This is a genomic window from Halioxenophilus sp. WMMB6, assembly GCF_033283405.1.
Classification (GTDB): domain Bacteria; phylum Pseudomonadota; class Gammaproteobacteria; order Pseudomonadales; family Cellvibrionaceae; genus Halioxenophilus.
This window is the reverse complement of the sequence record NZ_JAWMQR010000002.1, coordinates 475,755-498,595: the sequence shown is the minus strand read 5'-3', so window position 1 is coordinate 498,595 and position 22,841 is coordinate 475,755. Positions and strand designations below refer to the sequence as shown.

General features: G+C 57.6%; 20 protein-coding genes. 6 read left to right on the top strand and 14 right to left on the bottom strand.

Annotation, left to right across the window (positions count from 1 at the left end; translation table 11 throughout):
- Window positions 1–29: 29 nt before the first annotated feature.
- Window positions 30–1,013, bottom strand: coding sequence for a (2E,6E)-farnesyl diphosphate synthase (ispA, locus tag SBL51_RS07865; protein ID WP_317930348.1), 984 nt, complete (start codon window positions 1,011–1,013; stop codon window positions 30–32).
- A gap of 22 nt (window positions 1,014–1,035) precedes the next feature.
- A complete protein-coding gene (locus tag SBL51_RS07860) occupies window positions 1,036–1,275 on the bottom strand; it encodes an exodeoxyribonuclease VII small subunit (RefSeq protein ID WP_317930347.1) in 240 nt (79 codons plus the stop codon).
- Window positions 1,276–1,484: 209 nt separating this feature from the next.
- On the opposite strand from SBL51_RS07860, the gene pomA reads away from it, so the two are divergent.
- The 6 genes from pomA to SBL51_RS07830 all read left to right on the top strand — a co-directional run bounded on the left by pomA (window position 1,485) and on the right by SBL51_RS07830 (window position 7,379).
- Entirely contained in the window at window positions 1,485–2,246 is a 762-nt protein-coding gene (gene pomA / locus SBL51_RS07855; protein WP_317930346.1) for a flagellar motor protein PomA, read from the top strand.
- A gap of 20 nt (window positions 2,247–2,266) precedes the next feature.
- On the top strand, window positions 2,267–3,262 hold the full coding sequence (locus SBL51_RS07850; RefSeq protein ID WP_317930345.1) for a flagellar motor protein MotB: 996 nt from the start codon (window positions 2,267–2,269) through the stop codon (window positions 3,260–3,262).
- Window positions 3,262–3,834, top strand: coding sequence for a PilZ domain-containing protein (locus tag SBL51_RS07845; protein ID WP_317930344.1), 573 nt, complete (start codon window positions 3,262–3,264; stop codon window positions 3,832–3,834). Before SBL51_RS07850 ends, SBL51_RS07845 begins: the two co-directional genes overlap by 1 nt.
- 272 nt (window positions 3,835–4,106) lie before the next feature.
- On the top strand, window positions 4,107–4,676 hold the full coding sequence (locus tag SBL51_RS07840) for an HNH endonuclease (protein WP_317930343.1): 570 nt from the start codon (window positions 4,107–4,109) through the stop codon (window positions 4,674–4,676).
- A gap of 204 nt (window positions 4,677–4,880) precedes the next feature.
- Window positions 4,881–5,684: a TatD family hydrolase gene (locus SBL51_RS07835; protein ID WP_317930342.1), complete on the top strand. Its 804-nt coding sequence runs from the start codon at window positions 4,881–4,883 to the stop codon at window positions 5,682–5,684.
- A 9-nt stretch (window positions 5,685–5,693) separates the two neighbouring features.
- Complete coding sequence (locus tag SBL51_RS07830; RefSeq protein ID WP_317930341.1) at window positions 5,694–7,379, top strand: aminotransferase class V-fold PLP-dependent enzyme; 1,686 nt, start codon at window positions 5,694–5,696, stop codon at window positions 7,377–7,379.
- A 4-nt stretch (window positions 7,380–7,383) separates the two neighbouring features.
- Here the strand turns inward: SBL51_RS07830 and tcdA are convergent, their stop codons facing one another.
- The 12 genes from tcdA to SBL51_RS07770 form a co-directional block, all read right to left on the bottom strand.
- Entirely contained in the window at window positions 7,384–8,211 is an 828-nt protein-coding gene (gene tcdA, locus SBL51_RS07825; RefSeq protein WP_317930340.1) for a tRNA cyclic N6-threonylcarbamoyladenosine(37) synthase TcdA, read from the bottom strand.
- A 52-nt stretch (window positions 8,212–8,263) separates the two neighbouring features.
- Window positions 8,264–8,977, bottom strand: a complete 714-nt coding sequence (locus SBL51_RS07820) for a hypothetical protein (protein ID WP_317930339.1) — start codon at window positions 8,975–8,977, stop codon at window positions 8,264–8,266.
- 124 nt (window positions 8,978–9,101) lie between these two features.
- A complete protein-coding gene (locus SBL51_RS07815; protein ID WP_317930338.1) occupies window positions 9,102–9,776 on the bottom strand; it encodes a hypothetical protein in 675 nt (224 codons plus the stop codon).
- A 12-nt stretch (window positions 9,777–9,788) separates the two neighbouring features.
- Window positions 9,789–10,259, bottom strand: a complete 471-nt coding sequence (locus SBL51_RS07810; RefSeq protein WP_317930337.1) for a hypothetical protein — start codon at window positions 10,257–10,259, stop codon at window positions 9,789–9,791.
- A gap of 182 nt (window positions 10,260–10,441) precedes the next feature.
- Entirely contained in the window at window positions 10,442–13,621 is a 3,180-nt protein-coding gene (locus tag SBL51_RS07805; RefSeq protein ID WP_317930336.1) for a CHAT domain-containing protein, read from the bottom strand.
- 111 nt (window positions 13,622–13,732) lie between these two features.
- Window positions 13,733–14,392 (bottom strand): hypothetical protein, encoded by a 660-nt coding sequence (locus SBL51_RS07800; RefSeq protein WP_317930335.1) that lies wholly within the window; start codon window positions 14,390–14,392, stop codon window positions 13,733–13,735.
- Window positions 14,393–14,398: 6 nt separating this feature from the next.
- The gene (locus SBL51_RS07795; RefSeq protein ID WP_317930334.1) at window positions 14,399–14,884 is read right to left on the bottom strand and encodes a hypothetical protein; all 486 of its coding nucleotides are present in this window, start codon (window positions 14,882–14,884) and stop codon (window positions 14,399–14,401) included.
- 348 nt (window positions 14,885–15,232) lie between these two features.
- Window positions 15,233–18,499 carry a CHAT domain-containing tetratricopeptide repeat protein gene (locus tag SBL51_RS07790; protein WP_317930333.1) on the bottom strand — a complete coding sequence of 1,089 codons (3,267 nt, stop codon included), beginning with the start codon at window positions 18,497–18,499 and terminating at the stop codon, window positions 15,233–15,235.
- A gap of 546 nt (window positions 18,500–19,045) precedes the next feature.
- Window positions 19,046–19,747, bottom strand: a complete 702-nt coding sequence (locus SBL51_RS07785; RefSeq protein ID WP_317930332.1) for a hypothetical protein — start codon at window positions 19,745–19,747, stop codon at window positions 19,046–19,048.
- A gap of 101 nt (window positions 19,748–19,848) precedes the next feature.
- Window positions 19,849–20,433: a sigma-70 family RNA polymerase sigma factor gene (locus SBL51_RS07780; protein ID WP_317930331.1), complete on the bottom strand. Its 585-nt coding sequence runs from the start codon at window positions 20,431–20,433 to the stop codon at window positions 19,849–19,851.
- Between the two features lie 384 nt (window positions 20,434–20,817).
- On the bottom strand, window positions 20,818–21,747 hold the full coding sequence (locus SBL51_RS07775) for an FAD-binding protein (RefSeq protein ID WP_317930330.1): 930 nt from the start codon (window positions 21,745–21,747) through the stop codon (window positions 20,818–20,820).
- The gene (locus SBL51_RS07770) at window positions 21,747–22,502 is read right to left on the bottom strand and encodes an electron transfer flavoprotein subunit beta/FixA family protein (RefSeq protein ID WP_317930329.1); all 756 of its coding nucleotides are present in this window, start codon (window positions 22,500–22,502) and stop codon (window positions 21,747–21,749) included. Before SBL51_RS07770 ends, SBL51_RS07775 begins: the two co-directional genes overlap by 1 nt.
- Window positions 22,503–22,841 lie beyond the last annotated feature (339 nt).

Below are 22,841 nucleotides of genomic sequence, written 5' to 3'. Positions count from 1 at the left end.
GGCCGGGAATAACTATACGTAAAAAAACGCTAATTGCTGCGATTGACGATGAACCCGGAGATGTGCCGCAGGTTGTCGGCCCGGTAATCGAAGTTGGCCAGAGCGGCCAGGGCCTGCTGATGCAGACTTTGGGCATATTTCTGAGCGTCCGCCAGGCCCAGCAGCGAGACAAAGGTGGGTTTGTTGAGGGCGGCGTCGGCCCCCTGGGGTTTGCCTAGGGTGGCGGTGTCGGCGGTAACGTCGAGCACATCGTCCTGCACCTGAAAGGCGAGGCCGACCTTCTCGGCAAACAGGGTCAACTGCGCCAGCTGCTCACTGCTGGCGTCGACGGCGAGGGCGGCCATGCGCACGCTGGCGCGAATCAGGGCACCGGTTTTCAGACTGTGCATGGTCTCCAGCTGTGCTTGGGTGAGTTGTTGGTCAACCGCGCTCAGGTCAATGGCCTGGCCGAGCACCATGCCCTGGCTGCCAGAGGCCAGCGCCAGCTCCCGGATAACCGCACAGCGGGCGGCGTCGGCCAGGGGCAGCTCCGGGCTGCTGAGAATGGTAAAGGCTTCGCTCTGCAGGGCGTCGCCGGCGAGAATGGCATTGGCCTCGCCAAAGGCGATGTGGCAACTGGGGCGGCCGCGGCGCAGATCGTCGTCATCCATGGCCGGTAGGTCGTCGTGGATCAGGCTGTAGGCGTGGATGCACTCAATGGCGGCAGCGATGCCGTCGAGCAGCTCCCGGGGGGCGTCGGCCAGGGTTTCGGCGGTGGCAAAGGCAAGCAGCGAACGCACCCGCTTACCGCCATCGAGGGCGCTGTAGCGCATGGCGGTCATCAGTGGTGTGTTATCCAGGGGGGATTTCTGTAGCCACTGGTCGAGCGCGAGCTCAACCCGGGCCTGACTCTGTTTTAGAAACTGCTGAAACAATCTTGCAAACGCCTGTGTTTGCGCCACCGCAGCGGGTAGGATGCCACTGGTAGCAGAGGGTGGTTGGGGTGTGGTTTGTTGGTATTCGTGACTCGGCACAAGTGCGAGTCACCGGGGGTGGTTAGTCGTCCTCGGCGTCAAACTCTTCCAGTTGCATCTGACCCTGTTCCACAGTCAGCTTTTGCACCTTCTGCTCCGCTTCCGCCAAACGCTGCTGACATTCGCGGGTAAGTTTGACGCCGTGTTCGAAGGCTTGAAGTGAAGCATCCAAACTGAGGTCGCCCGATTCCAATTGCTCGATCAGCGTTTCCAGTTCGGCCAGTGCTGATTCGAAATCTGTGTGCTTCTTGCGGGCGCCCATATCCAATCCCCTTTTTAAGCGTGAACCCTACCTAAGCCTGACGGCGCGGTCAATTGCTATTGCTGCTATACACTCTAGTCCATTTTTCCCCGGCGATATTACTTAGCTGTGTCTAAAATGAAAGCTGCGTGCTGCTAATGAAACCGTATCAGCGGCCGAAGAGTGTATTAGATCGTCGATTGAAATTGCCTAGCACAGAGGAGTGAGGCGTGGATCTAGCAACAATTGTTGGCCTGTTGGGGGCGTTGGGATTAATCACCGTCACCATGTTGATGAGCGGCAGCCTGGCCATGTTTATCAATGTGCCCTCTCTGGTCATTGTGGTCGGCGGCAGCATTTTCGCGGTAATGGCGAAATTCGGCCTGGGCCAGTTTCTGGGCGCGCTGAAAGTGGCGGGTAAAAGCTTTACCAATAAAATTGAAGATCCGGCCGACCTGATCGATGAGATTGTCGATTTGGCCGACTCCGCCCGCAAAGGTGGGCTCTTGTCGTTGGAAGGCAAAGAGGTGAGCAGTGACTTCTTGCAAAAAGGGATTCAACTGCTGGTTGATGGCCACGACCCGGAAGTGGTGAAGGCACTGCTCTCCAAGGATCGCACCCTGGCCGAAGAGCGCCACGCCAATGGCGCCAGAATCTTTACCGGGCTGACCGGTGTGGCACCGGCCATGGGTATGATCGGTACCTTGATCGGCCTGGTGGCCATGTTGGCCAATATGGATGACCCCAAATCCATCGGCCCGGCCATGGCCGTAGCACTGTTAACCACCCTCTACGGTGCCGTGCTGGCCAATGGCCTCACCGAACCCATTGCCGACAAACTGGCACTGCGTGCCGCCGAGGAGGCGATGATCAAAAATCTGGTGATCGACGCCCTGTTGGCCATTCAGGCCGGCCAGAATCCCCGCGTTATCGACGCCATGCTGCGCACCTATCTGCCGGAGGGCAAGCGTGAAACAGACGCCGATGCGTAACGGTTGGGGAGTGGCTTGCCGTGAGTGATGACCAACAGCAGAAGTGCGACTGTAAACCGGGCTTGCCGCCCTGGATGGGCACCTTTGCCGACCTGATGTCGCTGCTGATGTGCTTTTTTGTGTTGCTGCTGTCGTTTTCAGAGATGGATGCCCAGAAGTTCAAACGGCTGGCGGGCTCCATGGCCCAGGCCTTTGGTGTACAAAACAGATTGCAGGTGGACGATCCACCCAAGGGTACCTCCATCATCGCCCAGGAGTTCAGTCCCGCCATTCCTGAACCCACGCCCATTAACGAGATTTTCCAGAGCACTGACGACTTCACCGAGATGAACTTGGAGGTGCAGTGCCAGAAGGAGTACGACATTGAGCAGGGCGATATCGACTCCGATGCCGGCGTCAAGGTGCGCATTAAACAGGAGCTGGAACAGCTGATCGAAAAGGCGGAAGACAAAGCCCAACAGGACGCCACGGAGCTGGCCAAATCGCTGCAGGACCAGATTATTAAAGGTGAGGTCGAGATCGAAACCCGCGGTCGGGAAATTATTATCCGCATCCGCGAGAAGGGCGCCTTCCGCTCGGGCTCGGCAGAGTTGGCCGAGAGTTATTACGACGTATTGGACGAGGTGCAGGGGGTTTTGCGCGGCACAGCGGGCACTATTTCCGTCGAAGGCCACACCGATAATATCCCCATCAAGACCGCCCGCTTCCGCTCCAACTTCGAACTCTCCTCGTCGCGAGCGGTGTCGGTGGCGATGCAACTGATGAAGGGTGATGTGCTGGACCGCAAGCGCTTTGAAGTGACCGGTTTTGCCGATACCAAGCCGCTGACCAGCAACGACTCGGCCGCGGGCCGGGCGCGCAACCGCCGGGTGGAGATCGTGGTGCGGCAGAGTTTGGCCGATGAGCTGTCGGACGAGGACAAACAGATTCTGGAAGAGGATGGCGGCGATATTTTGCGGCAGTTGGATCTGGATCCAGAGTACCTATTTGAATTGAAGCCGGATGAGATCTTTTAATGGAAGCGGACAATCCCATGAGTGATGATCGACGTCGTTTTTTCCGCATTGACGACCACATAGGGGTTTCCTATCAGGTAGTTGACGAAAACGAACTGATTGGCCAGCACCATCCGCCGCGGCAGTCGGATATTTTTGCGCTGTTAAACGACCTGGATAAGACCATTGTGCAGGAGTTGGAGGAGCTGAAACTGCGCGACCCCAAATTGGGGGTGCTGATGGAGGCGTTCGATCGCAAGTTGAATGCCGTGGTCAACCAGTTGGAGATCGACAACTACCTGGTACAGCGCATCGCCCACAAAGTGAAGCAGGTGAATATCAGTGCCTGTGGTATGGGCTTGCAGGTGGAAGAGCCGCTGCGCGAAGGTGACCTGTTGATGGTCGACCTGGTGTTGATTCCGGGCAATATCAATATATTCACCTATGGCCGGGTGATCTCATCGGAGGCGGCCGCCGCAGAGGAGTACTACATCCGCCTCGACTTTTTTGGTATGTCCACCACCGATCAGGAGCTGCTCATCCAACATATCGTCCGCCGGCAGAGTTATCTGATCCGCTCCAGCTGGAGTTAGCCTCCCCTCGCCACACTGTTGCCAGGGTTGACAATAACCTTGGCAATGTCATGGAAATGCCATATTCTCTGGTTATCTTGTGACCAACTTTTGGTTGTTTGGTCCGCCCAGAGAAGGAATCGCGCTTTCATACCCTGCAAGTTGCTTTCGAACACTTCTGGAATTTACTTCCTCCCGCCGCTGGGGCTTATTCAGCTCCGGTCTCTAGCTTCGCCACCCTCTAAAACTCATCGCCACAAGCGAATTTTTCATTCCAACCCACGAGGTGCGTTATGGAACCCCGAATTTTGCGGTTAAATTCTGCCGGCCAGCCGATTGAGTGGCTGCACTGGAAACAGGCCACCTGTCTCTACTCCAGGGAGCTGGTCTGCTGGACCTTAGGCGGTGTTGTGCGCACCGTGCACGGCGGGTACTGCCGGGTGACGGGGCTGCAGACCAAAATGGAGCTGCCCGCCATCCTCGCCTGCAACGGCAAACGGGTGAATCGCTCACACATTGTGCCGCCGCTCACCAACAAGGCGCTCTTCTCCCGCGACAACTATCAGTGCATGTACTGCGGCGGGTTTTTCGATTTCGAACACCTGTCGCGCGACCATATCGTGCCGGTCAGTCGCGGTGGCCGCGACAGCTGGACCAACGTGGTGGCCGCCTGTAAGCGCTGCAATCAGCGCAAGAGCAACCTGCTGCTGTCGGAGATCAACATGGAGCTGTTGGCGCTGCCGTTTCGACCCAACACCGCGGAGTACCTGGCGCTGATCAACAGCGACCGTATTCGCGGCGATCAGATGGAGTTTTTAAGCAGCCAGTTCTCCCGCAACTCCCGCATTCGCATCTCCGCCTAGCCGCAACTTTGCCGGCTGGGCAATTCGCCTCCGGTGATACCGACGAGGCCTGCTTGCGGCCGCTCGGCCAACCCTCCTCACCGTTGCCCGCTGCCTAACTCCCCTCTGAGTATTGTCACAATTGGCTGTAGAATGAGGCGCACGATTGCCCATGAAGCCAGTTAACCGGGTGAACAACCGCCGCCATTTTATGGATAGTTACCAGTGACCGATGCCTGCCTGCTAATCGACAGCCACTGCCATCTGGACGCCGAGTCCTTTGCCGATCCGGCGGCGGAGCTGGCCGCTGCCCGCGCCGCCGGGGTCACTGGCCTGGTGGTGCCCGCCGTTCTGGAGCCCCAGTGGCAAAGGCTCGCGCAGCTACACCGCCAATTTAAGTCGGTGCAGTTTGCGCTGGGGGTGCACCCCTGGTGGGTAACTCCCGCTACTGCTGCGGAATTGTCGGCGTTTAAGGGGCGCCTGCTGCAGGCTGCGGGCGAGCTACCCTGTGTCGCCATTGGCGAGTCGGGGGTCGATGGCCTGCGCGGGCCGCCTTTGGCGGTGCAGGCTGAGTGGTTGGCTCTGCACGCCGAAGTGGCGGTGGCGCTCGATAAGCCGCTGATTGTGCACGCGGTGCGCAGTCACGACACCATCCAGCCCATTCTGAAACGCTTCCGCAGGCAGTTGCGGGGGGTGATTCACGCCTTCTCCGGTGGCCCGGAGCTGGCGCGGCAGTATTGGCAGGCGGGCTTTTACCTGGGTATTGGCGGCACCATCACCTATGCCCGGGCCAGCAAAACCCGGCGGGCGGTGGCAGAGCTGCCGCTGGCGGCGCTGCTGCTGGAGACCGACGCTCCGGATATGCCCTTGGCCGGTTGCCAGGGGCAGATCAACCGGCCTCAGGCGCTGGCACAGGTGGCCAGCTGTTTGGCCGAGCTCAGGGGCGAACCACTGGCCACCATCGCCGCGGCCACCCGCCACAACACCGAACAGCTGTTTGGCTTACAATCCGCTTTTTCTCCTGAGTAATCCACAGCCGTGACCTTTGACCCCAGCGCCTTTCGTGGCCAGTTTCCCATTTTCCAACAGCCGGAAAACCGCCAGTGGATCTATCTCGATAGCGCCGCCACCAGCCAGAAGCCGGCCCAGGTGATCGACGCCATTGCCGACTACTACCGCACCGCCAACGCCAATGCCCACCGTGCCAGCCATCGCCTGGGGCGTAAAAGTACCGAAATTATCGAAGCCGCCCGGGCGGCCCAGGCCCGCTTTGTGGGAGCGCACTCTGCCGCGGAAGTCATATTTACCCGGGGTGCCACGGAGTCGCTCAATCTGCTGGCGCAGAGCCTGGGGGCGCAGCTGCAGGCCGGCGATGAGATCCTGCTCACCCAGGCTGAGCACCACGCCAACCTGGTGCCCTGGCAGATGCTGGCACAGCGCACCGGCGTCCAGTTGCGTTTTCTGCCGAGCGACAATGGCGTGCCGGAATTTGATCAACTTAGCCAGTGGCTTAACCCGCGCACCAAAATCTTCAGCTGCTGTGCCGTCTCCAATGTGCTTGGCTTTCGTGCGCCGCTGGCGACCATTCGCGAGCAGCTGGCCGGCTCCGGGGTGACCTGGATAGTCGACGCCGCTCAGTTGCTGGCCCATGGCCCGGTCGATGTGCAGGCCATTGGCTGCGATTTTCTGGTGGGCTCGGCTCACAAATTTTATGGCCCGAGCGGTATCGGCCTGCTCTGGGGGCGAGGTGAGTTACTGACGGGGCTGGCTCCCTGGCAGGGCGGTGGTCAGATGGTGGCCCAGGTGACGCAACAGGAGAGCCAGTATCAGGCGGGGCCACTCAAATTTGAGGCGGGTACCCCGTCGCTGGCGGCCATTGCCGGTTTGCTGGCGACCCTGGCATTTTGGCAGCAGCAGGATGTGGTGGGGCTGCACGACTACGAGCAGCAGCTGTTGCAACGCCTCTACGCCGGCCTGGCGAGCCTGCCGAATGTGTATATTCTTTCGCCCCGGGTCGACAACGTCGGCATCGTCAGCTTCTGGCTGTCGGGGGTGGATGCCGATGCCCTTGCTCTGCTGCTGGATCAGCAGGATATCGCCGTGCGCACCGGCCACCACTGCGCCACCCCGCTGCTGGCCAGCCTCAACCTCAGCCACTGTTTGCGGATATCGCTCTGCGCTTACAACACGCCAGCGGAGGTCGACCGTCTGCTGCAGGCGTTGGCGGAGTCGTTGGCGCTGTTGGCCGATGCCGACCAGGCCCCGGTCGACAGCCGGCCGGCCATTGCGGTCGAGAGCTCTGGCCGGGTGTTGGTCGATCTCAACCCGTGCGACCTGGCGCAGCTGCGTGCGGCCGGCGGTTGGCAGAATCGCTACCGAATGTTACTGCGCTGGTCCAAGCAGCTGCCGGAGCAGCCGTGGCTGCGCAGTGAGGCATTACAGGTAGAGGGGTGTGAAGCGGCCACCTGGCTCTGGGCGGAGTGCGTGGATGGGCAGTGCCGTTTTTACATCGACAGCGAAGCCAATGTCGTTAAGGGGTTGGCGGTACTGCTCCTGCTCCATATTCAGGGTCAGCCGGCCGTCTGGATTCAACAGTGGGATATCGACGCGCTGTTTAACGAGCTGCAGCTGCAGCGGCACCTGAGCCCGTCGCGGGTGAACGGCTTTTATGCTCTGTGGCAGGCGGTGCTCGGCTGGGTGAACCGCTTCGAGGAGAGCGACTAGCGCGCTAGTCGCTAGCGGCGCTGGCCTGGCGCTCGGCCAGCAAGTACTGGCGCTGCAGGTAGCGGTCGATCAACCGGCTGGCGGCAATCAGGCCGAAGCTGCCGGTCACCATGCTGGCGGCACCAAAGCCACTGCTGCAATCCAGTTTGAAGCCCTCGGTCATCGCCTCGGCACTGAAACTCACCTCACCACAGCTGTTGGGATAGACCATCTGTTCCGTGGAGTAGACCGCCTCCACCGAAAAGAGCCGCTTGGTATTGCGCGAAAAACCGTAGTGGCGGCGCAGAGTGTTGCGCACCTTGGCCAGCAGTGGGTCGTTGGTGGTGCGGCTCAGATCGCCACTGGTGATGGCACGCGGGTCGCGCTTGCCGCCGGCGGAGCCGACGCTCACCAGGGGCAGCTTTTGCCGTTTGCAGTGAGCAATCACCGCGGCCTTGGCGTTGGCGTTGTCGATGGCATCAAGCACGCCGCTGTGCCCGGGCAGGATGATCTGCTGCAGGTTGTCGGCATCGATAAAATCGGCCACTTCGTGCACCACCAATTCCGGGTTTATCAGGCGCAGGCGCTCGGCCATCACCGTGGTTTTGGCGCGACCGATGGTGGTTTGCAGGGTGTGCACCTGGCGGTTGCTGTTGGTGATACAGATATCGTCCAGGTCGACCAGTGTGAGTGTGCCAACCCCAGTGCGGGCCAGCGCCTCGGCGCTCCAGGTGCCGACTCCACCAATCCCCAACACCAGAAAGTGGGCCTCAGCCAGCAGGGCTGACGCCTGTTGGCCAAAAAGACGGGCGATACCGCCAAAGCGTTGCTGGTAGTCACTGCTGAAAGTCATGGGCGTAGCTGGTTGGCGCGGGCGGCGAGGCGCGGTTGATTGGGGTCGGCAATTATAGCGGTGGATGGGTGCCGGTAACAGGTTTGGCCGGGCGCAGACGAATACCGGGCGTCAGCCCCGCCTGAGCGTCGCCTTGGGAGGCATAGAGGCCAAGGCCATCCACTTCACAGGCCTGGGCGTGGGCGCTGGCCCCTTTCAGATGCAGGTCGAAGCTGTTGCCGGCGAAACCACCTGCCCCCGGAGCCTGGTGCAGAGCGGTGCTGGTGTGGCCGGCAAACCAATGGCTGGCTTCCAGATTTTGGATTGCCTTGTAGATCAGCCGGCTGGCCTGGGGCGCGCTGGGGGAGATGATTTCAAAACCCGTCTGCCAGAACTGGCTGGAGCGGGCCAGTACCCGGTGGGTGCGTCCCTGCAATGGGTTTTGCTGTTGCAGGTAGGGCAGCAGCCACTGTCCCAAACCGGCGGTGCTGATGCGACGCTTGCTGATGGCGTGGGAGTTTGTGTCCGCCTCTGTAGCGGCTTGGTAGAGTCCGTGCAGGGTGTAGATCGGTATGCCCAGCAACGGTGCCGGCAGCGGCCGCTGGTCGTGCAGCCAAAGTTGGTCAGCGGGGTGCTGAAGATGGATGCGCAGCGCCAGCTGTGGCTCGTCGTCGCGCTCAGGCGCCAGGCCGAGATCAATACCGGTGATGGCGGGAATATGGCCCCAATGGTCAATCGCCGAGAGAAAGGTGGAGGCGATTGCGGATAGTGTCTGTCGCTGGGTCACGGCATGGTACTCGGTTGGCGAGAGTGGTTGGTATGACAGGGGCGGTCACATCCTTTGGCTGCGAAGGGTGAAACGCTGCTCTCAATCCAGGGCAACTGCTTTGCCAATATACCGCCCTGCCGATTCACAGCAGGCTGACCTCCAGCCGCTCCAGCACCCGTTCGATGGCGCACGCCTTGGAGTGCAGTGGGCCGCGCAGAGGGTGGCTCTCACCGGCGTAATGCAGCGCCACGGCCTGCATGGTCTGTTCATCAAACCAGATGGAACCACTGTCGCCGTTGGCGCAGATCAGGCTGTGCTCTTTACTGTCGTCGATGGGCTCCAGATAGAGTGAATCAATTTCGACCGGGCCGTGCTGAAAACGAACCTTCAGGGTGCGCAGAGCCGTAACCCGGGCGCGGGTATAGCCGGTTCTGCCGCCCACCTTGGCCAGCACATCCCCCACTTGCGGACTGCGCTGGCCAGAGAGCTGCTTGTCGGTACCGCGCAGTTTGGTCGACCAGGGAATACCGGGGCGCAGCCAGGCGACGGCGGCGTCGCCATCCCGGTCGAGAAAATAGCGGCCCAGGTCGGCTACCGGCTGGCCAATGTCGAGCCCGGCAATGGCTCTGGTGTGATTGACTATCTCGCCGCCGTGGCTGTCACCATTGACCAGAATATGCCAGTTGCTGAGCAGGCCAATTCGGTCACTGCTCAGATCTTTTACCAGTGCCCCCAGGGTGCCGGGCAGCAGTCCGCGCTCGGCCAGGGAGCAGCCGGGTTGCAGTGCCGTTAGCGCGGCTGGGTTGGTGCGGTTCATCGAGTTCTTGACCTAGTAGCGTTGAAAACCACCGCCGCCGCCATTATTGGCGCCGCTCTGCAGGCCGCCGGTTTCGGACAGCGAGTAAAAGAAAAAGTAGACCCGGCACTGGTCGTTCTGTGGGTTGGCCTCGGTGGGGGAGGGAAAGCGCTCGCGAATAACCTCCACCCGCCAGGCATCGTTACCATGGCCGGCGCTGAAGGTGAGGTATTGCAGGTGGTCGGAAATCGGCTGGCACTGAAAAGGCACAGTAGGGTCTTTTTTAAATTTCAGTTTTTTGCTGGAGCTTTGACCATCGACTATGGTCAATTGCGGCTCGTCGTTCTTGTTGGCGGGTAGCTCAACTTCAAAATGGTCGCCGGGGCCAAGCCATTTGCGCGAGCCGGAGACTATCGAAAAGTTAGAGAAGTCGATCTCACAGGTGATGTTATTGCGTGCATCCAGATCGCAGTTGTAGGGTGAGGTTTGCGTAGTTGTGGCCATTTCAGACTCCATGTGTGGCTTATCGTTATCGGAAGCTAAAGCGCGCAAGCGCTTCCGTGGCAAAGTTTTAAAAGAGGGTAACGTTTTGGTTTGCTGCAAAACGCCGGAATTGTAAAACAGTCCCCGCTAATTCTTAACAGTAGTGTCGGGAATAGGCAGACTATCCCGTCCCAGGTAAAAATTTAATCAGCGGGGCTGGTTGCCATTATGGCTGCGGGTTTTTCCAGCCAGTTCTGCTCGTTGCCAACCAGCACAAAACCAGACCAGAAATAGGGGTGAAAAAATTGGCTCTGCTGTTGTAACTGCAACTGTGCCTGTTGCAGAGCCTGGGCGGGGGGCAGGCGCTCGACCATCAATGCCTGATAAAAATATTGCAGTAACTCGGCTGTGGCCTGGTCGTCCACCGGCCACAGCGAGGCCAATACCCGCTGGGCGCCGGCTTCAAAAAATGCCCGGGAGAGACCAATCGGCCCCTCGCCGGTGGTTAATTTTCCGGCCGCGGTTTCACAGGCGCTGAGCACTACCAACTGGGCGTTCAATTTTAAAGCGGCAATCTCCTGCAGCGTTAAATCGGCTGCGGTGATCGGGTTGTCGGCATCACTTTGGTTGGCCGCAAGTTTTATAGCGCTTTGCGATGGGTTATCCCAGTCGACGGTGGCGTGGGTGGCAAAGTGAATCACATCGAACTGCTGAGGCTCCGCCTCGCGAAAACGCAACTTGGTGGCCTCGGCGCCGGCCAGCAGTTGGCTGTTGCCAAATGGCGACCAGATCTGCAGCAGCGTCTGCGCTTCCTGCTCGGCGGCGGGCAGTGCGGCGAGGCCAGTGCCGTCTTCAACTGAAATTACATCGGGGTTGGCCACCAGCAGTAACTCCTGGCCGTCGCTGTTGCCGGTATTGCTTTTTTTCAGCCAACGGTCGGTGGCGATGGAGCTGGCATAGCGCAGTGAGAGGGTTTGGATCAGCGGTTTTTTGTAGTGGCTGTTGGGGTTGAACAGCAGGGCAAAGGGGAGTCGGTGCAGCACGCCATCGGGAATAATCGTCAACTGAGTAATACTCGCCAGCTGCTCAGTAAAAGGCCCCAGAATCAGTTCGCTCACCGCGCGATCGTTGCCGAACAACGCCTGCCAGAGAGAGTTGCCCTGGCCGCCACCGGGCCGCTGGTGGGTGAGTTCGATGAGCGGGGTCACCTGTTGTTGCAGCTCGGCCGACGCTGGCAGTGGCCGTAGTTCGATGTTGCCGGCGGTGACCAGCCAGGCATAACTCTGTTGTTCGCCGACAAAGAAAAAGAGAATCGCCTCGCCGGCGGCTAAGGTTTTCTGGTAGGCGGCCAGTTCAGCCTGGCTCAGTTTCGGCAGCTGAGTATGGCTTAACTGGTGGCCAAACAGATCGAAACTGCGTTGCAGCAGTTCGCCGGCATCTTCTCTGGCGGGCTGCTGGTTATTGAGCAGGCTCTCGTAGAGGGTTCTGGCGCGAAAGCTCTCCGCCTGGAAGAGACTGGCCAGGGCCTGCTGTTGCTGGCCAAACTGCAGGTAGGCTCTGATCGACAGCTCGTAAACATCCTTCTGCAGGGCAAAGTAGTCCTGACGGACGCGGTCATCCTGCATGTTGTTGCGGATCGATTCGATCACTTCGACGGCATCGGCGAGGTGGCCGATGATGTCATCCTTGGGTTGCTGAGAATCGAAATCCGCCTGGGCGGAGAGGTAGAGGGATTTGGTGAGGTAGAGGTTGTCGTTCGACAATCGGTGCTGGCCGATCGCTGCGGCCAGGGTGTCGTGGGCCTGGGCAAATTCACCAGCCAGGATCAGTGCTTCGCCCTTTTGCGACAGAAACCGCCCCTTGCGGAAAGTATCTGGCGAATCTGCCAGCAGCGGCTCCATTACGGCAATCTCATCCAGGGCAGCCTGGATGTTGCCATTGCGCAGCTGGTAGTTGATGCGCGCCTGTTGAATACGCAAATGCTGCTCGGGCCCCCAAATTTTACCGGTGTAGGTGTTGGCCTGAGCCAGGTAGTGGCGGGCCTGCTCGAAGTCACCCTCTTCGATATAGAGGTTGGCCAGGTTGTTGGCCACCGTTGCCAGGTGGTTGAGGGCGCCGATCGATTCGTAGATCTGCCAGGTCTGGGCGTAGAGGTCTTTGGCTTCTTCCAGGCGCCCCAGCTCCATCACAATGCGGGCTTTGGCGGCCAACACATGGCCGGACCACAAGCTACCCTTCATCAGCTGGCGGGCGATGGGTTCGATCGATTCAATTAACTTCAGGGCGTAGAAGTGCTGGCCGTTGAGCGCGCTGACCACGGCCATGTTGTAGCGCACCCGCAGGGTTTGGGCGAGTTGCTGGCGAAGTGCCTGGTTGTGGTAGCGGTCGGCGCTGGCAAAGGCTTTGGCGGCCTCGTTCAGGCGGTTGCGAAAGCGGTAGGAGGCGCCCTGTTCCATCAGGGTATCGGCCAGGTAGGAGCGGTCGCCGGTAGTGCTGAAGTGGGCTAGCGCGCGGGCCAGGTGCTGATCGGACTCATCAAAAAGGCCCGCCTGATACTCCAGCATACCGAGCAAGAGATCGGCGCGCCCGGCCAGTGTATGGCCCTCCAGGTCGTCGAGGCCGCCGTCGATCATGGCTTTGGCCTCGCGCGCCACCATGGCGTGGATCTCTCGCACCTCATCGGTCTGGCCGTTTAACCACAGGTAACGGGCCACCTCAATTTGAAAATCGAGATAGATAAAACGGCTGCCGACACTCAACCCCAACTGGGCGCAGGTATTGGAGCGCTCCATTTTTTTTTCCAGTGACTCATCACTGGCACCGTCGATCTGCAGTTGGCAGGCCATCAGCTGATCGCCGGCTGCCTCGCTGTTGCTCAGGGTGGCCACCAGCGCCTGCAGGCGGGGAGGGTCGGGCAGAAAATCGGTACCGACCAGGAGGCTCTGTAATGTTTGCAGCCAGCTCAGGCGTGCCTGGTTTGTCTGGCTGCTGTAGGTTTTTATCTCGAGCAGAAATTTGTCCGTGCGCCCGTTTGGCAGCTCGCTGGTAATAGTCAGCTGACAGCTGCGGCAGTCGCCGCTGGTGAGGAGCAATCTGTTCTGTAATAGCAGGCTTTCATTATTGCTGTATACGGTTGCGCCGGTGGCTGCACTTTGGGTGGCAATCAGAAATTGGGCACCGCGGGTGTGTAGGAGAATTTCCGTGAATTCACCGTCGCTGTGCGAGAATTCGAGCTGCAGTGGCTGCTGTTCATTGACGGTGATGTATTGCACCGAGTTGTGCAGGGGTTGATTTTGGGCGTGGCTGGATGTGGCCAGTGACCAGCAGAGTAGGGTCGTGAACGAGAGCCAGAGGCGCCTCGAGGTGGACTGGCTAAACGGCATAGAGATAAACGTTTTAATGCGCGAGGAATTTCCCGCAGCCGATATTACCAGAAGTTCGGTAATTTACAGATAAGTTATTCCAGTCCTCAAGGGTAGCCAGGGGTGGCTTGACTAGAGCAGGTCCACCTCGAGCCGTTGCAGTACACGATTAATGGTGCAGGCCTTGGCGTGTATGGGGCCGAAGTGGGGACGGCACTCACCGCCAACATGAAGGCCCACGGCCGCACCGCTCAGTTCATCACACCAGATGGCACCACTGTCGCCGGGGGCGCTGATTAATGCGCACTGTTTGGGCTGGCTAATGGGCTCCAGATAAAACCCCGCCATGGTTAGCTGTGTGTGGCCATAGCTGGCCGGGTGGTGGCCTATGTTGGTGACGCGCGCCCGCGTGCAACCGGTTTGCGCGCCCACCTTCACCAGAATGTCGCCCACTTGCGGCGCTCGGTGGTTGGTAAGGATTAGCGGTAATTCACTCAACTCGGTTGCGATGGTGACCCCGGGCAGTAGCCAGGCGACAGCGGCATCGCCCTCGTCGTCGAGAAACCAGCGGGCCAGCGTGGCGATTGGCTCTCTACGTACCGGGTAGGGGTGAGCGCTGTGCCGGTGGATGAGATCCCCCTCCCGCCCCTGGGGGGTGGCCAACACATGCCAGCAACTGAGCAGGCCGATGCGATCGGAGTGGCGATCGCGTACGGCCAGGCCCAGGCTGCCGGGCAGTCCATCCTGGCGACAGAGCCCCTGCCCGGGTTGTAGTTGAAGAGGTGTGATCATTACTTTTTACGCGCGTGCCCAGCCGCCACCACTGCCGTCGTAGCCGGTGGTTTGGAGCTGCCCGCTGCTGCCCTCTGGCAGCAGGTTGTAGAAGAAATACTGCACGTAGACATCCTGGTTGTTGGGTTTGCAGTAGAGCATGGCGGGCCGCCGCTGGCGGATTATTTCCAAACGCCATTTACCTCGGCCATCGGTCACGCCAAATTTAAAAAACTGGCTGTCGACCGAAAGGTTTGTTTTATCCCAAGCGGCATCCAGGCTTTCGAAACACAATTTGTTTTCGCAATCTTCGGCGTCGTAAATATGCAGTTTGGGTAGTTGCTTATCATCCTCCGGCAGCTCCACCAACAGTCGATCGCCCTCTTTAAATAGCGAAGGTTTTCCCTCAGAGCGGCTGGCGACAAAAAAATTGGAGGTGGAGATGACGATGTCGATATCGTCGGAAAAGCTGAGTAGATCGGTGCGATCGGTATTGGGTTCTAACGCAGTCATGTCTCTAGTCCTTGATTGATGATGGTCTTGATGGGAATGGGTGCCAAACAACTTGCACTTGATTAATTGAACAATGCGTAACAGGTAAGAAAGCAATTTCATAGTTAATAAATCATTCAGTGGTGGTTGATTTTTTTGCCTAGCTGACGATCTTTATTTTTTACAAGGGTGTAGCAAAATCAGTGTGTGAAAAAACAGCCTGTCGAAACGACTTCACTGTCGGCAACGATAGCGCACCCGAAAAAGCTGAAGGCACTCCTGCCATGTGCGGCCGGCCATACATAGCAATAATTGCCGGTGGCGACAATCTGTCGGTTTTAATAACGGGAACCGGTTTAAATTATTTTTTTAACGAAAAGTCAGTTGTTGTCGATCGGTCGCCTGTGCCTGTAATAGCCAGGGAGCGGTGTTGCCAATAAATAGGAAGCCAGACCAAAAATAGGGATGGGCAAACTCCCCGGTCTGCAACATCGCCTGTTGTGCCTGGCGTAGGGCGCGGCTGGGTGCCAGCCGTTGATCGATCAACCCTTCGTAAAATAACTCCAGCAATTTTGCCGTGGCGCGATCATCCACCGGCCAGAGAGAAGCCAACACTCGATTGGCGCCAGCTTCAAAAAAAGCACGCGATAATCCAATCGGCCCTTCGCCACTGGTTTGCCGGCCGGCAGCGGTCTCACAGGCGCTTAAAACCACGAGCTGCGCCCGGATATTCAGCCGTGCTATCTCGGCCAGTGTTAAATCTGGCGAGCCGTAAGGGGTGTCGTTCTGAGTAGGGGCGAGCTTAATTGCACTCAGGGCGGGGTTGTCCCAATTGACCTGAGCGTGGCTGGCGAAATGGATGATCTGATAATTTTGTAGCGGCGAAGTGAGTAGGGCGCTCTTGGTGGCAGCGGCACCATACAACACATCGCTGTTACCCACCTGGCTCCACAACGTCTGCAACATTTTTGCCTCCTGTTCGGCGGCCGGTAGATCTCCCCAGCCGGAACGGATGTTGGCAATGATCGGTTGTGTGTCACCATCGCCTAATGCCGGGTTGGCAACCAGCAGTAAATTGGCATCGGTGATGGTGCTGTTTTGTTCGTACTTCAGCCAGTGGGCGGTGGCCAGTGAGCTGGCGTAGCTGATATCCAGATTATTGATTAATGGCTGGCGATAGCCGCTGTTAGGGTCGAGCAGCACAGCGAAGGGCAGTTGATGAATAATGCCATCGGGGATCACCGTTAAGTGTTTAATGCTGCCTAGCTGATTGGCAATCGGTGCCAGTATGGTGTTGCTGGTTGCGCGGTTTTCGTTGAACAGATTCTGCCAAAGGCGCGGATTTTGGGCGCTGGCCGGGTTTTGGTTAATCAGTTTCAGAAGCGGCATCACCGTCTCTGCCAGCGATTTACCGCTGGGCAGTGGGTAGAGGTAGGTTGACTGTTGGGTGATAAACCAGCCATAGCTGTGTGATTCGCCGGCAAAAAAATAGAGATAGGCTTCATCCGGATTTAACTCAGCTAAAAATTTTGTGAGTTCCGACTGGGTAAATTTGGGCCAGCGGTGTTTCCCCACCGGCTGGTGTTGAGCCAGGACAAAGCTCTCCTGCAGCAGTGACTCCAGGCTCTGTTGCCCAGATTGCTGGGCATTGTTATTGCCTGGTGCGTTGACCAGGTTTTCGTAGAGGGTGCGCGCTCGAAAACTTTCGCTTTCATAAAGAGCGGCGAGCTCTCTGCCGGCGTCGGCAGTGCTGAGTTCGGCGGCGATGCTCAATTCGTAAATCGACTTTTGCAGAGCAAAATATTGCTGACGAATCTGCTCATCCTCAATTTCGTCGCGCACGGATTCAATCACCGCTTTGGCTTCGGCTAGATGGTGAACCACCGCCGCGCTGTCGCTGAGTTGGAAGGCGGCTTTGGCAGCGAGGTAGTTGGAGCGTGTGGTGTAGAGGGTGTCTTTGCTGGTGTGGTGGCGGCTCAATGCCCGGCCGAGTGTGGTGTAGGCCTGCTGATAATCGCCGGCCATAATGAGCGCTTCGCCCTTTTGAGATTCCACCCGGCCCCGTAAGAAAGGATCGGATTGATCAGCCAGGCTTTTTTCCACTTCGGCCACCACCGCCAGCGCGGCTTCGGCTTGCTGGTTTTGCAACAGAAAATCAATTTCCGCCTGCAGGACGCGAATTTTTTGTGCCTCCCCCCAGGAGTGGCCCAAGTGTTCCGAGGCGAGCGCCAAATAGTGTTTGGCCTGTTTAAAATCCCCCTGTTGCGTGTAGAGCCGAGAGAGGTCACGGCTGACGGTGGCCAGGTGGGAGGAGGCCTGCTCATTATCGTAAATTGCCCAGGCTTGCAGGTAGAAGTCGCGGGCCTCGTCCAGGCGCCCCAGCTCCAGTAGGATGCGCGCCCTCAGTGCGTAAAAATGGCCTCTCCAGGTGGGTGCCATAGGCAGAGTGGCGATATCTACAGGCTCAATCAGTTTCAGTGCGTAGTAGTATTGCCCGCCCAGCATGCTAACACCGGACATGTTGTAGCGAATGCGCAGCAGCTGATCCGGATAGCTGCGTATGCTGGTGGAACTGGCGCTGTAGGCTTTCTCAAATTGACCGGCGGCCTCGGCGATCTGATTGCGAAAGCGTAGTGTCGTGCCGAGTTCGGATAACGCTTCGGCCAGGTCGTAGTGGTTGCCGATGGCCTGGAAATGTTTTTCCGCAATCCTCAGGTACTCTTCCGCCTGGCTGTAATCACCCAGTTTGGCCGTCATCATACCCAGCAGTAGATGGCTGCGACCCAAAAGATATTGCTGGGCCAGTCGATCCTGGATGGCCCTTTCTGGTCGCATCAGCTCGGCTATCAGTGTTTGCGTGCCGGCAATAGCCTGTTGGTTTTTATCGACAAACCATAAACCCACGCGGATCTGTTGCAGTTTCAATTTGTCGCCGACAAAGGGGCGTTCGGCTCGTTGCGCCAGCACCCGACAGTTGGGTATGCGCACGGCAATCGTGGCGGCGGAATTAATCAGCTCCGGGTCTAAGCTGTGGTAACAACCGCGCAGTTGATCCTCAACACTGGCCTGCTGGTTTAAAAATTGGATAGCTGCCAATAGCTGTTTGCCGTCACGTTGGTGGACATTACTGCCGAGATAATTACTGAGCGCTCGCTCGCTGCTGATTCGCTCCGTTGCCTGCGCCTGGTAGGTGGTGGTGGTGATTGTAAATTGGGTGTCAAACGCCTGGGGTAACTCCGTTGTGATTCTTATTCGGCAATCCAGACAGTCGTCGCTGGTAATAAACAGCTGGGTTTGTAACAGGTCGAGCTCCTGGTAGCTCTCGGGTTGATTGCGTTGCTTGCCGTTGGCCAGCTCTAAATTAAAAACAACACCGCGCGAGTGCAGGGTGATCAGGGTTGCCTCACCGGCTGCCTGGGCGAGCTGTATGGTCTGCACCTGTTGTTCGCGAAAGCTAATTTCCTGCTTGATTACTTTGCTGTTCGATAGTGTGGGTGGCCGCTCGGCGGCCGCGTAACTAAAGCCTGCCGAACAGCAAAAAAAAGTGGCCAGGCCGTTGATCAAACAACGATTGGTTCTGAAGAGGGTATTAAGCAGCCGGGTGCCGGCGTTGGGTAGAGCGTCAAACCATTCCATGTTCTGCTGTACTGTGTGTGAGAGTGGGCGCTGGAAATTATTCTCCATCGGCTCCTAATATTAGTGCTGCATTGCGGAACAAAGTCTCGCATGAACTCTACTTTGATTGACTCGCTTTTGTCTCATTTGTGACGGTTGATCGGCTGCCTGAATGGCGGTGGGAAAATTGTGTGTCAGCTTTTGTTGGGCATGGAGCGGTGAAAGCTATGGAATAGGTGACCTGGGCCAGCGTGTGGTGGCGAGTTATTTATTGCCGGCGTGTTGGCAAAAGGAGACATTCCGTGCCAACGTTTTAATATCCCGTCTTTTTTAATTGTTCGGCGTGCAGTGGTTGCCAGCGTTGGCGTTTTGGGCAGTTATGCTGGTGATATTTATGCAACTAAGGTTATTAGCCAAACGTGTTAGTTTTTTCGTTGCAGGCTCTTTATTGATACTGCCCGTTTTCATATTTTTCTGGGCTTTTTATATTTTTATGGGTTTGTTTCTGTGCGCGCGGAGCGACCCTAAAACCGAGGTTATTTCTTCTATTTTTGTAAGGTGCTGCGATTACTGCGTGTATTGCATGGCAAATTGGCCTTGGCTTACAGCCTCGCCTTCACTGAGTAACTCGTAGCGGTATTCACCGGGTTTCAGTTCGGTGGCGTTTACGCTCAGATAGACGGTCCAGCGGTAGTCGGGTAACAGGCCATCCTGGTGCCATACCAACTGATCGTTGGCATCGTAAACGTTAACCGTAACAGGCTCCGGAACACCGAAGGAGGGCTCGCTGGTAAAGCCGATAACCAGGTTTTTCTGTTCGGGCTCCAGGTAGATAACATCCTCGCTGGTGCTGAGTGAACGGACTTTCTGACCGAGCAGATGCACGTAGGTAGGCTGTACGCCGGTTGGGGCATCGGCTGGGGTGTTGAGCTCTGGCGAGATGATAGACATCAAGGGCACCAGCACAATCGCTGCGGCGGCGGCGCCCCAGGCAGTTTGTGGGGTGAACCAGTCGCTGAGCCACTGCTTGAGGGTATCGGTCAGAGAGACGGGGCGCATGGTGGTGGTTGCTGCCCTGGGGGTACTGGGGAGTGACTTGTTGAGCTCCAGGCCCCGCATCAGGCGCTCGACCATTTCCACTTCGGCGAGCAGCCGGGGGTTGTCGAGATATTCGATCTCGAACTCCAGCTCCTCGGCCTCCGTCATCTTGCCGCGCAGATAGCGGTCGACACGTTCGTCGAAGGCGTTGTTTTGATTGTCGAAATTCACTGTTGATTCTCTCCGCAATTGAGCCGGCTTATACGCTGGCTTCTTGGTAACCTAGTGTTGGCTCAGAGAAATAAGTCTCACGCGTTTAATCTATTTGACATTTAGTCCAGATTTTTTACCAAGTAGGACCGCATCCGCATTTTGGCGCGGTAGATGACCCGGTTGAAGTGCTGGCTGGATAGATCGAGATCTTTACAGATCTCCTCTTTTTCCTCTTCCTGAACATAGAAACGCATTAAAATCTCTCGATCGCGGGGAGTGTCCAGCTGCTCGATAAGATCCCGAACATACTGCTGCAGCTGGTTTATTTCGTATGTCTGTTCCGGATTTAGCCCAGGTGATACCAGATCGTTGTCGTCTGGCTGCTCTTGGGTGTCCGAATGTTTGCGGAAATACATAACAACTTGGTTTCTGGCGATTTGATGAATGAAAGCCGGCAGCCGATCCGGTTGGCGCAGATCGCCGTTACGGACCTTCTCTATGACGACGCGCCAGGTCTCCTGGGACACATCTTCGGCTACATCGGGCGAGCACTTCCGGCTAAGCATGACCCGTAGGCCATGGGCGAAACGATTAACCATCTGCATTTCGGCCTTGGCGTTGCCGGCCTGGATCTGGTCAACCAAGGCTTCATAGGAGAGCCGATCCAAATCGGTATCGTCCAGCCCTTTGCCGTGAACACTCACTCAAACAATCCCCAATTCCCAAATTATCTAACCTGCACCGGTGTCGGCGGGTTTACTGCCGCACATCGGTGAGACTGTTTATCATTAGAAAACTGCCCTGTTTTTGGTCCACCCTTCGGGTTAGACCTGATCCTTGAATAAGGCAGCAATAATGCCACAAAAGGGTTATATACGCTCTACCTAAGCCGCATGTCAGCCTCTGGCGTGACAAAGGGTGAAGTAAGCTAGGACCATAGTGCTAAAAAGGCAAGACAGCTGCCGGTTGTGGCAGCGCTTGCAACGCAAAATGAGAAAGAGTTCGCGGTTTGTCGATGGTTTTACCATCACAAAATAAAAAGCCCATACCAAGGGCATGGGCTTTGCGCTGTGATCTGCAGCGGGGTTTTACAGTTTTGTTTCAAGCTCGGGTACAGCTTGGAACAGATCAGCGACCAGGCCATAGTCGGCAACCTGGAAGATTGGCGCTTCTTCATCTTTGTTGATGGCGACAATCACCTTGGAGTCTTTCATACCCGCCAAGTGCTGAATGGCACCGGAAATTCCCACGGCAACGTAGAGGTCCGGGGCAACAATCTTACCGGTTTGGCCAACCTGCAGATCGTTGGGCACATAGCCGGCATCGACAGCGGCGCGGGAAGCACCGACAGCGGCACCCAGTTTATCGGCCACCTTGTAGAGCATTTCGAAGTTTTCACCGTTCTGCATACCGCGACCACCGGAGATAACGATCTTGGCCGCGGTCAGTTCAGGACGGTCACTCTTAGCCAGCTCTTCACCAACAAAACTGGAGATGCCAGCGTCGGTGACGGTGTCCAGGCTCTCAATGCTGGCAGAACCGCCAGTCGCCGCTACCGGATCAAAGGCGGTACCACGGACGGTGATCACCTTGATGGAGTCTTCACTTTTAACGGTGGCGATAACGTTACCGGCGTAGATGGGGCGCTTGAAGGTGTCTGGGCTGTCGACACCGATGATGTCGGAGATAGCCTGAACATCCAGCAGCGCGGCGGCGCGTGGTATAAAGTTTTTACCGCCAGTGGTGGCAGGTGCCAGGATGTGGCTGTAACCCTTGCCCACTTCGGCTACCAGCAGAGCCATGTTTTCGGCCAGTTGGTGTGCGTAGGCAGCGTTGTCGGCTTTGATAACCTTGGCCACACCGGCAGCGGCAGCGGCGGCATCGGCAGCGGCGCCACAATCGGCACCGGCGACCAGTACGTCAATATCGCCACCAATGGCTTGCGCGGCGGCAATGGTGTTGAGAGTGGCAGCTTTCAGTGTGGCGTTGTCGTGTTCGGCAATGACTAAAATACTCATTAGATTACTTTCGCCTCATTCTTCAATTTTTCTACCAGCTCGGCCACATCGGCCACTTTGATACCCGCAGAGCGCTCAGCTGGCAGCTCGACTTTCAAGGTCTGTACACGGGCGGTGGTGTCGACACCCAGATCGGCCGGAGACATGGTGTCGAGCGGCTTTTTCTTGGCTTTCATGATGTTGGGCAGTGATGCGTAGCGGGGTTCGTTCAGACGCAGGTCGGTGGTCACGATGGCGGGCAGGTTCAGCTCAACGGTTTGCAAGCCGCCGTCAATTTCACGGGTGACTTTCACTTTACCGTCGGCAACCACCACCTCAGAGGCGAAGGTACCCTGGCCCATGCCGGCGAGGGCGCCCAGCATTTGACCGGTCTGGTTATTGTCGCCATCGATGGACTGTTTGCCCAGGATAACCAGGTCGGGGGACTCTTTATCGGCGATGGCTTTTAGGCATTTGGCGATGGCCAGCGGCTGCAGCTCCTGGTCGGTTTCCACCAGAATGCCACGGTCGGCGCCCAGTGCGAGCGCGGTGCGGATTTGCTCCTGGGATTGTTTGGGGCCGATAGAAACGGCGATGACTTCTGCGGCAATGCCTTTCTCTTTCAGGCGCACCGCCTCTTCAACAGCGATTTCACAGAAGGGGTTGATCGACATTTTTACGTTGGCAATATCAACGCCGCTGCCATCGGAAAGAGGGCGCACTTTGACGTTGTAGTCGACAACCCGTTTGACGGCTACGAGTACTTTGAGTGACATGTTGGGTACTAATCTCCAGGACTGTAAGTTCTAGTTATGGGATTCAGCAACGCCAGCTTGGGGTTGCCGATGTTCACGCAAACGGCCGCATTCTAACACGATAAATGGCCAGAGGCGCGGTCCGGGGCGCCGCAAAGGTGGGGTTTGACTCCATTATTCAGCGTTGGATTTAGTCACCCAGCCCAGGCGCCCACAGGGTTTTTTACTGGATTCGAACCGCTGCTGCCGGGTGGGCAGCTGCGGTTGTGGCGCGAATTTAACCACATTTTCTGCAACATTGGGATAGTCGAGTTGTATTGACCGCCAGAGAAATTGGCGGCTGGTCAGCACCCTCTACAG